This is a genomic window from Herpetosiphon sp. (genome assembly GCF_003512625.1).
Lineage (GTDB): Bacteria > Chloroflexota > Chloroflexia > Chloroflexales > Herpetosiphonaceae > Herpetosiphon > Herpetosiphon aurantiacus.
The window spans coordinates 1-13087 of sequence record NZ_DOPT01000097.1; the positions used below are offsets into that span (position 1 = coordinate 1).

Sequence of the window (13087 nt, forward strand, 5' to 3'; positions counted from 1 at the left end):
GAGCGAATCGGGTTGCCACCACCCAAGGTCAAGCCCGAGTTTGGCAAGAACACTTCGTTCAATGGTGTGTAGTTGGCGGTGTTCGAGATAAAGCCATCGATCCCGTTCAAGCCTTTGGTCGTGCCGCGCACCGTTTGGGTGTACAGCTGAATTGCGGGCGTGAAGTTGCTGTCCCAGCCCAACCAACCTGAGTGGGCAATGTCCATGTAGATGTAGACGTTGCTGGTCACATTCAGTTTGTTGATCGCATATTGAACACCTTGGACGTAGGCTCCGCTCGAAATCGCTTCAGCACAGGCGGGAATGCTAGCGTTGGTCACCAAGTTCGAAAGTGAATCTGGTTCCAAAATCACCACAATCCGTAATGAGGCATATTTGCTCTCGCCCACGATAGCGGCAATCGGGTCGATATACTCGGTTTTGTAGCGATTCAAGCCATTTTCCGAGATTTTCAACTCACCGTTCGAAGCCAAGGCGGCACAGTCGCGGTTGGGCAAGTCGTACACCACAATTGAGATTGCCACTTGTTGACCGCTGGTTTGTTGTTGCACCAAGGCAGCATCAAGGTGAGCGCGTAAGCCCATCGATTCGCTGCTGCCAGCGATTGCGGCAATTCGGTCGAGCCATACAGCAGTTGGATACGAGGCCACTTGACGCATTTGTGAACCAAGCGTGCCACCAGTGGCATTGGCTTCGGCGTTCACCCGTGCAGCATATTCACTGTTGATGTAGCCTTGTGCGCCCACAAATGGGTTAGCAACGTGCACACCTGGTACAGTTGTTGGTGCTGGCGTATTGGTTGGGCCAGTCGTGCTGGTTGGTGGAGTAGTCGGAACTGTCGTGTTGGTTGGGCGCGTGGTTGCGCTTGGAACTGGCGTGTTCGTTGGAACATTCGTTGGGCCAGTTGTGCTAGTTGGTGGTGTAGTTGGAACCGTCGTGTTGGTTGGGCGCGTGGTTGCGCTTGGAACCGGTGTATTGGTTGGCGGTGTGGTTGGAACTGTCGTGTTGGTTGGTGGTGTGGTTGGAACAACCGTGCCGCCACAAGTTACACCATTGAGGGTAAAGACGGTTGGCTTAGCATTTGCGCCACTATAGCCAGCTTGGAAACCGAAGTTTACCGTGCCGCCAGTGCCGATGTTGCCATTCCAGCCTGCATTGCTAACGCTCACATTCGCGCCGTTTTGCGCGACAACCCCACCCCAAAGATTTGAGATGTTTTGGTTGCCAGCAAACGACCAGCCGAGCGTCCAGCTAGAAACGGCTGAACCAGTGTTTTTAAGCGTCACATCGCCAATAAAACCGCTACCCCAATCGTTAGCAATGTTATAGACGACTTCGCAGCTGGTAGCTGCGGCGGTTGGTTTGGCATTCAATTGGCCTAGGCCACTGCCAACCACGGCGGTCAAAAGAACAAGAATTAATCCACGGGAATTAAAGATCCGAGCCATCGAATTCGCCTCCTTGCGTAGTATGTGTACTCTTCATCGATTAAAACGCGCATGGTTTTATGTACACAAACAATTCATTGTCGTTCAACGTGGAAACTGCCTATAAAGTGGCTGCCCTCCTTTGGAACCGGTCTCATTTAGATAGCTTATGTGGCTAAAATAGGCTTTGGGATGGGAGGCGATGGCGTTGTTTGAGATCGATCCCAAAACTGTTGATAGGAATGTTAAAGCTTTTAATTAATTTTGTCAATACTAAATCTTTAGAGTTTCTTAAGTAAATTCAGATTCGTAAAATCAGAATCGGTGGCAACGTTTTTGATACAATAGCAGCACACTTTTTAAGGCCAGACAAGGATCAGAATGCCATGCCGAATTCGCTACGACCCGCCGAGCCACGCATCGATCAAGCTACGATAACCAAGCTGCTGCATCAGTTTGATTGGAGCACAACGCCGCTTGGGGTGATCGATACTTGGCCAACTGCCATGCGCAGTATCGTTGATATGATGTTGGCGGTTCCGGTTGCCATGACAACCATGTGGGGTAAGCAGGGCATCATGATCTATAACGCTGGCTATGCGGTCATTGCTGGCTCACGTCACCCCGAAGTATTTGGGCTGCCGGTAACCGCCGCTTGGCCTGAAGCCGCCGATTTCAATCAATCGATCCTCGATCAGGTCTTTGCGGGCAAAAGCCTTACTTACCAAAAACGCAATTTTATGTTGCACCGTAATGGCCGTAACGAACAAGTCTGGTTTGATCTTAGTTATAGCCCGATTTTTGACCAAAACGGCGAAATTATTGGGGTGATGGCGCTGGTGGTCGAAATAACTGCCCAAGTTTTAGCTGAACAACAACGCCATCGCGCCGAAGAACGCTTTCAATTAGCCTTGGATGCTGGCTTGCTGATCGGCACATGGGATTGGGATATCGTAGCCGATCGCTGTATCGTCGATCCACGTTTTGCCGAATATTTTGCGCTTGACCCGACCCTTGCCAGCCAAGGTGTGAGCGTCGAAACCATGCTTGAGGCGATTCATCCCGATGATCAAGCAACCATTGCCCAATTAATTCAATCGGCAATCCATAGCGGCCAATCATATCGCGCTGAATATCGCGTGCTCCACCGCGACGGCGATTATCGCTGGGTTGAGGCCAATGGCTTTTGCATTTTTGAGCACAATCAGCCGCAACGCTTTCCTGGCGTATTAATCGATATTACCGAGCGCAAGCGCCGCGAAGATGCCTTGGAGCATAGCGAGGCTCGCTTACGCGCAATTTTCGATACCTTGCCCGTCGGCTTGGTTTTTGCCGAAACCCCAACTGGACGGATCACCGATGGCAATGCCCATGTCGAGCAGATTTTGCGCCATCCGGTACTGCCATCGCCTGCGACCGAGGCCTATGGCGAGTGGATCGCTTACGACGAACACAATCAACTTGTACCAATTGAAGAATATCCATTGGCGATTGCCGTCAAAACTGGCCAAGTTTCCGAGCGCGATTTCCACTACCAGCGGGGCGATGGCACACGGGCTTGGATCAAGGTTATCGGCGGCCCAGTCCGCGATCTTGATAACACGATCACTGGCGGTTTGATCACAATTATCGATATTGACCGTGAAAAACGCACCGAAACGCAACTTCAAGCGCTCAACAACGATTTAGAAGGCTTGGTTGCCCAACGCACCCGTGAGCGCGACCGAATTTGGCTGGTCAGTCAAGATCTGTTAGGCATTGCCGATCCAGCGGGCAATTGGCTCGCGATCAATCCTGCTTGGCAACGCACGCTCGGCTGGGATGATAGCGATATTCTTGGGCGCACCAGCGAATGGCTTGAACACCCCGACGACCATGAACGCACGCGCCAAGAGGTTGCCAAGCTAGCCAATGGCATTCCCACCAGCTATTTTGAAAATCGTTTTCGCAGTCGCGATGGCGAGTATCATTGGCTTTCGTGGACGGCAGTGCTGGATAATGGCTATCTCTATTGCGTTGCCCGTGATATTAGCAACGAAAAACAGCGCCAAGCTGAAATCGAACGCATGCAAACCCAATTGCGGCAATCACAAAAAATGGAGGCGATTGGACAACTCACAGGCGGCATCGCCCACGATTTCAATAATATTTTGACCAGCATTTTGGGTGGGCTCGATTTGCTGCAACGGCGGATCAACGTAGGCCGTTTCGATACAATTGAGCGCTACATCAACAGTGCAATTAAATCGGCCAAACGTGCTGCCGCATTAACTCAACGTTTATTGGCATTTTCGCGCCAGCAAGCGCTGGATGTGCAACCAATCAATATCAATAGCCTGATCCAATCGCTCGACGATTTACTCCAACGCAGCCTTGGCGAGCAAATTCAGGTGGCAACCAACCTCAGCGATGACGTTTGGCGGGTGCGCACCGATGCCAATCAGCTTGAAAACGCCTTGCTCAACTTGGCGATCAACGCCCGTGATGCCATGCCCTACGGCGGAATTCTGACGATTAGCACGAGCAACATCGACGCGCAACAAGCAAATCAACTGCAACTTGATCCGCATGAATATGTATTAATCGAAGTCATCGATACCGGCACTGGCATGAGTAGTGAGGTCATCGAACGCGCTTTCGATCCATTTTTTACCACCAAACCTTTGGGGCAAGGCACAGGTTTAGGTTTATCGATGATTTATGGCTTTATCAAACAAATTGGCGGGCATATTCAAATTGAGAGCCAACTCGAACAAGGCACCAGCGTCAAGCTCTATTTGCCGCGTGACCAAAGTGGGCTTGAGCATGGCTTTGCCGCCGAATCGGCCCAAGCTCGCAGCATCGAGGGAGCCACAATTTTGGTGGTTGAAGATGATGAAGCGGTACGCATGGTGTTAATCGATGTACTCGACGAGTTAGGTTACCATACGCTTGAGGCTGAGGATGCCAGCAGTGCCTTGACCTTCTTCGAGCAACCAACAACAATTGATTTGGTGATTAGCGATATTGGATTGCCTAAAACCGATGGCTATGATCTAGCCCTCCAGATCCGCCAGCGCTACCCAACCTTGCCAATTTTGCTGGTCAGTGGCTACACCGATCGGGCGGCAGTGCGCAGCGGCGAGCTTGAACCACAGATGGAATTGCTCAGCAAACCATTTGAAATTACCGACCTGGCCAATAAAATTCACGATTTGCTACAACAAGGCCACACGTAAGTTTGCCGCCTAGAAGCAAACTTACGTGTGGCCTTGAATCCAACATAAGCGAGCCTGCCGCCTAGAAACAGGCTCGCTTGGCGATTTGGCTATGGCGCAACGCTACAAGCAACGCCATTCAAAACAAAGTTGGTTGGCACGGCATTTGTGCCATTATGACTAGCAATAAAGCCAAAGCTTTGTGTGCCATTGGTTGGAATATTGGCATTCCAATCGGCGCTATGCTTGGCAGTCACAGCTGAACCAGTTTGGGTCAGCACAGTATTCCAACTGCTCGTCACCGTTTGACCATTGGCAAAATTCCAAGTCAACGTCCAACCACCACTAATCGGCGCTCCCAAATTAGTAATTGTCACACCGCCAGTAAATGCGGTATTCCACTGATTAACCACATAGTTAATCCGGCAGCCACCAGGCGCTGGAGTTGACGTTGGCGTGTATGGCAAACTGGTTGGCGTAATTGGGGTTGCGGTTGGTACACGGGTTGAGGTTGGCGTTGGCGTATAGGGAATCGCAGTTGAAGTCAGCGGAGTCGCCGTTGGCACGCGAGTCGAGGTCGCGGTTGGCGGAACACTCGTTGCCGTCGGTGGTACGCTGGTTGAAGTTGCGGTTGGTATGCGAGTTGCGGTCGCCGTGGCTGGGGCTGGTGTATTGGTCGGAGTTGAGCCAGCAATATCACCATAAATAATCCCACGGCCATTCGTACCAATATAAACCCGCCCATAAATCCGTGGGTCGCCAGTAATAGTTTCGTTGGTCGAGCCATATTGATGTTGATCGTCGTTGATGCGCACCCATGTTGTGCCGCCATCATCTGAGCGGAAGAAGCCTTCTACGCCATCAATTGCTCCAGTAATGTAGATTGCTTGATAGCTTTGGCTGGGTGCTGCCTTACCAAAACCAACCACATTGGCAACCTGCACTCCAGCAATTTTGCTGAATGTTGTGCCACCATCGGTTGAATGGAACAAGCCATCTTGGCCGCCAGCCAACCACAAATCGCCTTCGATGCCCAAAACAGCCTCGATTTTGGCGCTCTTGGTGGGCAAGCCCGTTGCAACAGCGGTAAAGTTGCGGGCTGCATCGGTGCTGCGATAGAGCGTACCATTGGCGATGCCATAGAAAGTCGTCGATTTCACCCGATCAGCAATCACGACTGCCCCAGCCGGAATACCAGCACTCGCCGACCAACTATTACCACAGCCCATCGAGTAACTGACTGGAGCAGTCGTACCGCTCCAAACAATCATCGAAGCATCGGAAGCCATGGCGATTTTTCCGCCACCAACCGAGCCAGTTGGTTCACTGCTGGCGTGCGACCAATTTTGGCCGCCATCCCATGAACACGCCACCCGTTTGACCGTGCTGCCTTCGCCAACATAGCCTGTGCGAGCCATCACATTCGGGCGGGTTCCAGCAAAATCGATACTGGTCGATGAGCCAAATTTGAGGCTAGCCGACCATGGTGGAGCCTTAGTCAGATCGGTATGATAGAAGCCAGCAATATCACCCAAGGCACTCACCAAGTGCACGCCTTCTGGTGGGCTGACCAATTCGAGAACTGCGGTTTCTTCAAGGCCATGGGCACGCACATCAAGCGCAACTTTGCCGCCAGTATCCCAAGCGGTCAAATTATCGGTGCCATAAATCGTTGCGCCAGTGCCATAGAGCATGCGATCTGAGTTGAATGGATCAATCTCGATGTCGCCGATCATCCAGCCTAATTTGGGTGCAACTTCAGGTGCGGTTGCATTACCACCAAAGTCGAGCCATGGCGATGTACTAATATCTTGGGTATAGCGGAAGGTGCGTTCGGGATAGTTGGCCCATTCCCAAATACCGCTCCATGTTGCGCCGCCATCGGTGCTGCGATAAATCAAGGCATCAGGCCACCATGAATTGAGGCTAGTTACCAACAACGTATTGGGATTTTGCGCATCGACAGCCAAGCCGCCATAGCCAAAATAATCGTCGGCGCTGCTCGAAGGAATTGGGCTAATGTTCGTCCAAGCTTGGGTGGCGGTGTTATATTTCCAAACATCACCCTTGCCACCATCGTAGGGGCCAGGTGTATCGCTGTAGGTAATGTAGAGCATGCCATTTGAGGCGAGGGTAGCATGATGGGGTAAATAGCCAGCAGTTGGTTGGCCGGGTAATGCTGCCCAAGTTGCCCCACCATCAGTGCTGCGATAAATACTGGTGGTCGTATCAGCAACCCCAACATAAATCGTTTGCGAAGCGCTGCCACTAGTGCCAGTCCGTGGATCAAACGTTACCCATACTACCCCAATTCGGTCATTGAAGTAGGGATCGGTATAGTTGCCAATCGCCGGAAAACTGGTAACTTGCGCCCAGGTTGCGCCATAATCAGTGCTGCGCCAGAGGCCTTGGCCGCGTGTACCAAGGTAAAGCACGCTATTTTTGTTGGGGTCAATCGCCAAACGTTCGCCCATCGAGCGGCCTGGCATATTACCGCCAAGTTTAAAGGGTAGGTCGGTGCGTGCCCACGAATTGCCTTTGTTGGTCGAGCGCAAAATCGCGCCGTTGGCCGAAGTCCAATCGTTGGTATAAGTGCCAGCGGCCAAATAGAGGCGGTTAGGATCAACTGGGTCGGTCGCGAGGCTATCGATCCCTGTCCAGTTCCAATCGGTTGCGCCAATCCAGTCGGTTAGGGGAATCCAGCGCTTGGTTGTGGGGTTCCAGCGGTATGCGCCACCAATATCGGTGCGGGCATACACCAAATCGCGTTCAGTTGGATTGTAAATAATGCCTGGGACAAAACCACCGCCAACAATCTCGACATTCGACCAATTGTATGGCTGAGTACTTGCCGCCCGCGATTGCGGCACGGCCACCATCGCTTGAATTACGCCTGCAAACAGCACCACTACTGCTGCGGCCATCTTTAGCATTCGCATAGATGGGGTCTCCTTTGCACCCTATTTTTGGTTACGATGTTTGATTTAAAGCAGCAGGCAAGCACTGGCAACAACGACAAACAAGATGGGCTTAGCCCTTAATTACTATTAATTAGTTATGGAATCGGTTCCAGAAATATTAATAAACCAACCCTTAGCAAGCTCAATGAACGAATAAAACCCCCTTTGATAAGTAGGTGTTTGGGATCGGTCTCAAAAATTAAATTGCAATTAATCAAGCATCTTAGCTAAAAAAAGCCACAAGTCAATACTAAAACTTTAGAATTCATTAAAAAGGCTTGTACGATCAGATGATTCTCGCCACAATATCGCTGATCAGGCCTTAGCGTCCGCTGGAACGGATTGGATGAAGGATCGCATCGACGGTCTGCGTGACATTCAAGTTACTGGTATCAAGCACAATCCATCCCTGATCAGGCGTATTGTGGCGGCATAAGTCCTGATAGATGTTCGCGATCACAGGTTGCCATTTTTGCTGATCAAATTGGCGATAACGTTCATAGTTTCGTTCAATCACTCGTTCAAACACTGGACAAAGCAAGATTTTATGCAACTGGCTCTGATCAGCTTGGGCAAACATCGCTTGTAGATCAGCCGACGTAAGCACATCATCAACAATCACGCTATATCCATGTTTCTGGTACAAGCCTGCCGTCGTACTAACGACCTCGCGAGCAAGCCGCAGTTGCTCGATCGCAGGCGGAGTCAAAACTGGAATCGGCTCAACCCGACCCGACACCACCCATGAACGCAGTTCATCAGTTGGGATATGCAAACTCAAATCAAAGCGTTGTGCCAAATGCTTGGCAACAGTTGTTTTTCCCGAACCAGGCGCACCGGTGATGACAACAATAACAGCATTAGAAGCCATCCATCAATTCCTTATCGCTGAGATTCATCATTCTACTTATACCCAAACGGCTGCAACTAGCATCCAATCTGTGTTTGAATCCACGCATGGGCTTTGGCAATAAACGCTTGGGCAATTGCACTAGCAAAGGCCCAATTCTGAAAACCATGCGGCCCACCAGCTACAATCTCAAACGTTACGTCAACGTCAACTACTTGTAAACGTTCAGCATACAAACGATCTTCTTGGTAAAACAAATCAATATCGCCAACACCGATCCAAGTGGGAGGCAAGCCTTGCAGGTTTTCGCGTCGCGCAGGCACTGCATAGGCTGGAATTGCATCAATGCCAGGTTTGGTCGCCAAATAGGCTTGCCAGCCAATCACATTTTTGCGGTTATTCCAGACAAAATGCTCAATTGCAGTCAATTCAGCCTTGGTGGTTGTGCGGTCATCAAGCATTGGGCAAAATAGCAATTGAGCCAGAGGCTGGGTCGTGCCAAGATCAACCAAGCGTTGCGCCAAACTTGCCGCCAAGCCACCACCAGCACTTTCGCCACCAAGCACCACCCGCGCTGGATCAATCGCTAGGGTCGTGGCCTGCTGCTGAAGCCACTGCCAACCAGCCAAACAATCGTCAAGCGGCGCAGGAAACGGGTGTTCGGGAGCCAATCGATATTCCACCGAAACCACCACAATTCCTAAGCGTTGCGCCGTCGTGGCACACCATTGATCATCTTGTGCCGCCTGACCAATAATCATCCCGCCGCCATGAATCCAAAACAAGGCAGCCGTTGAGTGACAAACAGTGGGGCGATAGATGCGTACTGGGGGATTCAAATCGTTGCGTTGCTCAATCGTCACTCCATCAAACTGCTTGGCCGGAATGCGACTGCCTAACCAACGTACAAAACGCCGTCCCCAAGCGCTGCCCAACGGCAAAGGTGGAATGCGGCGGACATAGCGTTGCAATTCAGGAGCGACTATTGAAAGCTGCATCGACAACCCCTTTCAAGCCAAAAATCATGCTCAATTAACCTGCTAAATAGCAGATTAAGCCCAATTTGTACAGTAAATGGCAGTGATTTACCAGCAAAAATCCCTTTTTTCGCCATTTCAGGCAGGTATGCTAAAGCTGGATCACCCAAAGGAGCACCAATTGCCAATGCGGTCAATTCGCAAATCGAAGTTCGAAGAGCAGAGTAGAAACCTACAGATACAAAAGGGAACCAAAGAGGAGCAAGCAACGTTTGATCGGTGTGGTCCACAATGCCTTATCAATTTAACCAAAAAAGAGGATGTTATGCGACTAAAACGAAGCAGCATTGTGCTGATCGCATTGATCATCAGCGCTTGTGGGGGAGAAGCGAGCCTACCAACGATCAATCCGCAACCACAACGGCCAGCGCCGCAGCCACGGCCAACCAGCGCCGCCGACGATCAATCAGCGCAATGGCCGACTGCCGAAGCAACGAGCGTAGCGCCAGCGCCACAACCAATGCCGACTCAAGCAGCAGATGCCGGTCAGCCAGTGCCAAATCCTGCTGCTGGTAAACCCTTGGTTGATACGTGGGAGCTGCCAACCCAACCGATCGATCCAAATCCAAATTACGCCTACGAACAAGATCAAGAAATCTTTGATTCGATGTATTTTAAAAATTATGGCACAAATCCATTCGTGCGGACAGAAACCGACCCCTTATCAACCTTTGCGATGGATATTGACAGTGCTTCGTACAGCCTGATGCGCAGTAGCATCAACCAAGGCCTCTTACCGCCAGCCGATTCAGTGCGAGTCGAAGAATATCTGAACGCCTTTGATTACGAGTATCCCCAGCCCGAAGATGGCGATTTTGCGATCTACAGCGAAGTAGCGCCATCGCCATTTGGCGGCCCCAACTACGAGCTAGTGCAAATTGGCATTCAAGCTCGAAGTATCGAAGTAGCTGATCGCAAGCCTGCCGCCCTTACCTTTGTGATCGATACATCGGGATCGATGGCCCAAGATAATCGCTTGGAAATGGTCAAAAATGCCCTGATTTATTTGGCTGGGCAACTTGAGCCTGACGATAGTTTGGCAATTGTGGCCTTTAACGATGGAATGCGAGTGGTGTTAAACCCAACTTCGGGCGAAAATCAGATGGATATCATCACCGCAATCAATTCACTTGAGCCAGCTGGCAGCACCAACGCCGAAGCTGGACTTTATAAAGGCTTTGAATTAGCCTGGCAAGCCTTCAAACCGGAAGGCATCAACCGGATTTTGCTCTGCTCAGATGGCGTGGCTAACAGCGGCATGACCGAACCAAGTCAACTGCTCGCGACCTTCCAACAATATCTTGATGCAGGCGTTCAGCTTTCGACCTATGGCGTGGGTATGGGCAACTACAACGACATTTTGTTAGAGCAACTGGCCGACAAAGGCGATGGCAATTATGCCTATTTCGATTCAGCCGATGAAGCCCAACGCCTGTTTGGCGAGCAATTGACTGGTTCGCTGCAAACCATCGGGCGCGAAGCCAAAATCCAAGTTAATTTTGACCCAAATGTAGTGAAACGGTATCGCTTGATTGGCTATGAAAATCGTGCGGTAGCCGATAGCGACTTCCGCAACGACAGTGTTGATGGTGGCGAAGTTGGCGCGGGCCATAGTGTGACAGCGCTGTATGAAATCAAGCGCCATCCTGATGCCCAAGGCCCAATCGCCCAAGTTAATATTCGCTATATCAGCATGGATACTAACGCACCAGTTGAAGAAAGCCTGAATATTTCAACGGCGCAAATTCATAGCAGTTTTGATCGCGCCAGTGCGCGAATGCACCTAGCAACGAGCGTCGCCGAATACGCCGAACTATTACGCCATTCACGCTGGAATAACGGCACTGATATCCTTGATGTGCTTGATCTGGCTGAAGAAGCGGCGCTAGATTTACCCAATAATCAAAGTGCCGTTGAATTTGTTACCCTGCTACGGCGGGCTGAGCAGATGCACCAATAACTAAAATAATCAACGCCCGTTTCAGCAACTGAAATGGGCGTTGATTACCAGAATGCCAGTACAAAAACAATAGTACCTAGCAAGCAACCTCACGAGCGAGCAGATGGTCATCGAAAATCAAACCATGGTCAGCGCTATTCCAACCCAATGGCCACAAGGTTCCAGCGTTGTAGCGAGCACCTTGGAGTTGAGCGTCAGTCAGGGTAGCGTTGCGCAGATCAGCATCACGCAGATCAGCACCGCGCAAATCAGCGCCAGTGAAATTCAATTGTTGGCGAGCTGGGTGAGCCGATTGATTGGAGCGAACGCCAAACAAACTAGCATCGACCAAGATTGCGCCACAAAATTGAGCTTGGCTCAGGTTGGCCCCTGAGAGATCAGCATTGGTAAAATCAGCGCCATCGCATTGAGCTTGATTCAGATTTGCATCACGGAAATCTGCAGCGACAGCAGCAACTCGATTGAGTCGAGCGCGATGAAAATTAGCGCGTTGAAGATTAGCGCCACTTAATTGGGCACGCACTAAATCAGCCAAGTTGAATTGGGTATCTGCCAATTGTGCATCACAAAAATCGTGGTGACGCAAGCGGGCAAATTGCATGTTGCTGCGATAGGCCGACGAAACGGGCGTTTGAACAGGGTGGTTTTGTACGTCCAAAACCAAAACATCGCGCTGGGTTGTCATAGCAGTCTACCTTCATTTAACGTCGTGGTTAAAAGAGCAAGGGCGAATAATGATGAGCGTTGGGGTTTGCTATTAGCGCAAGCCTAAGCAAGAAGTATGCTCATCGTTCGGTGACCAAGCCAAAAGGTATCTAGAACTCCAGCTACGCTGTTGAATTCGAGGCATTGCAGGCAAGAATGAAACCAAAAGAGCAATTGTTTGGGCAATCATACCAACGCGGACTGATGAACGATTTCGGTCTGGAAAGAAACAATACAACATGGTAACTCCAAACATCAGACGGTCAGGGTCTGAGGTAAGAATTTGGGTGTGTTTATGCCATATAAACACGGGCCGATAGAAATCCCGCCTCCGATAGTACCTACCACGCGTAGCCATACCATAGCGTTGCTGCTGGCAGTAATCAGCGGTATATCACCCACAATCACCAGCCAAGGTTCGGTTCAAACAACGAGGCTATTAGCCTTGTACAGGGTTGTCTGTTAGAACTTTTAGCTCGACGCGCTTACCCGTTGGGGGGATACGCTGTCAATTGTTGTGGCAAGTCGTGCCACGCTAATTTGGTGATGGTTGTTCAGATAAGATTGGTTTATCTGTGGGTTGTGGGGAAGATTATACACAGATTAACCGCCATACCACTAGGTAATTAGAAACCATTTCGATAGTACCAATAGTACCACTTGGTTTCTGACCTAGAGTGTATAGGAACTCAGTACTAGCACTTCTAGAATGACTTACCCATGCTATGGTATAACATTCACAAGGATAATTGTGCAACAACCGTTCTAGTCCTGACTATCAAGTAGTTAGGATCAGTGTAGCCCGTATCATACCAAGAATTGCGAAATTTGTCACATGGAAATGGTGGTAATGGTAGGGTAGAAATATGGGCCAAATATCCAACTTAAATACTATACAACTATAGGCCGTCTATGGTACACTTTCCACACATAAACCTATAGGCCTATCGG

8 protein-coding genes are annotated in these 13087 nt (G+C 50.3%); 2 read left to right on the plus strand and 6 right to left on the minus strand.

The genetic code is table 11. The annotated features are described in order from the left end of the window. Positions 1-1448, minus strand: a 1448-nt coding sequence (locus DEF47_RS21485; RefSeq protein WP_287045337.1) for a glycoside hydrolase family 6 protein, incomplete at its 3' end; no start/stop codon positions are given. 365 nt (positions 1449-1813) lie between these two features. Here DEF47_RS21485 and DEF47_RS21490 point away from each other — a divergent pair. Then, positions 1814-4645 carry a hybrid sensor histidine kinase/response regulator gene (locus tag DEF47_RS21490; RefSeq protein WP_012189680.1) on the plus strand — a complete coding sequence of 944 codons (2832 nt, stop codon included), beginning with the start codon at positions 1814-1816 and terminating at the stop codon, positions 4643-4645. A gap of 89 nt (positions 4646-4734) precedes the next feature. On the opposite strand, the gene DEF47_RS21495 is transcribed toward DEF47_RS21490, so the two are convergent. The 4 genes from DEF47_RS21495 to DEF47_RS21510 all read right to left on the minus strand — a co-directional run bounded on the left by DEF47_RS21495 (position 4735) and on the right by DEF47_RS21510 (position 9701). After that, on the minus strand, positions 4735-7563 hold the full coding sequence (locus DEF47_RS21495; RefSeq protein WP_012189681.1) for a cellulose binding domain-containing protein: 2829 nt from the start codon (positions 7561-7563) through the stop codon (positions 4735-4737). 343 nt (positions 7564-7906) lie between these two features. Further along, positions 7907-8455: an ATP-binding protein gene (locus DEF47_RS21500; protein WP_012189682.1), complete on the minus strand. Its 549-nt coding sequence runs from the start codon at positions 8453-8455 to the stop codon at positions 7907-7909. 56 nt (positions 8456-8511) lie between these two features. Then, positions 8512-9432, minus strand: a complete 921-nt coding sequence (locus DEF47_RS21505; protein WP_012189683.1) for an alpha/beta hydrolase — start codon at positions 9430-9432, stop codon at positions 8512-8514. Further along, the gene (locus tag DEF47_RS21510; RefSeq protein WP_287045338.1) at positions 9417-9701 is read right to left on the minus strand and encodes a hypothetical protein; all 285 of its coding nucleotides are present in this window, start codon (positions 9699-9701) and stop codon (positions 9417-9419) included. The genes DEF47_RS21505 and DEF47_RS21510 overlap by 16 nt, the downstream gene beginning before the upstream one ends. A 35-nt stretch (positions 9702-9736) precedes the next feature. On the opposite strand from DEF47_RS21510, the gene DEF47_RS21515 reads away from it, so the two are divergent. Continuing rightward, entirely contained in the window at positions 9737-11431 is a 1695-nt protein-coding gene (locus tag DEF47_RS21515) for a vWA domain-containing protein (protein ID WP_287045339.1), read from the plus strand. Positions 11432-11507: 76 nt separating this feature from the next. Here the strand turns inward: DEF47_RS21515 and DEF47_RS21520 are convergent, their stop codons facing one another. Then, positions 11508-12116, minus strand: coding sequence for a pentapeptide repeat-containing protein (locus DEF47_RS21520; protein WP_012189685.1), 609 nt, complete (start codon positions 12114-12116; stop codon positions 11508-11510). Between the last annotated feature and the right edge of the window lie 971 nt (positions 12117-13087).

What these genes read in the sequence shown, in the direction of transcription:
- DEF47_RS21490 (WP_012189680.1), top strand. Translation starts at nt 1,814, where the DNA reads ATGCCGAATTCGCTACGACCCGCCGAGCCACGCATCGATCAAGCTACG.
- DEF47_RS21495 (WP_012189681.1), bottom strand. Translation starts at nt 7,563, where the DNA reads ATGCGAATGCTAAAGATGGCCGCAGCAGTAGTGGTGCTGTTTGCAGGC.
- DEF47_RS21500 (WP_012189682.1), bottom strand. Translation starts at nt 8,455, where the DNA reads ATGGCTTCTAATGCTGTTATTGTTGTCATCACCGGTGCGCCTGGTTCG.
- DEF47_RS21505 (WP_012189683.1), bottom strand. Translation starts at nt 9,432, where the DNA reads ATGCAGCTTTCAATAGTCGCTCCTGAATTGCAACGCTATGTCCGCCGC.
- DEF47_RS21515 (WP_287045339.1), top strand. Translation starts at nt 9,737, where the DNA reads ATGCGACTAAAACGAAGCAGCATTGTGCTGATCGCATTGATCATCAGC.
- DEF47_RS21520 (WP_012189685.1), bottom strand. Translation starts at nt 12,116, where the DNA reads ATGACAACCCAGCGCGATGTTTTGGTTTTGGACGTACAAAACCACCCT.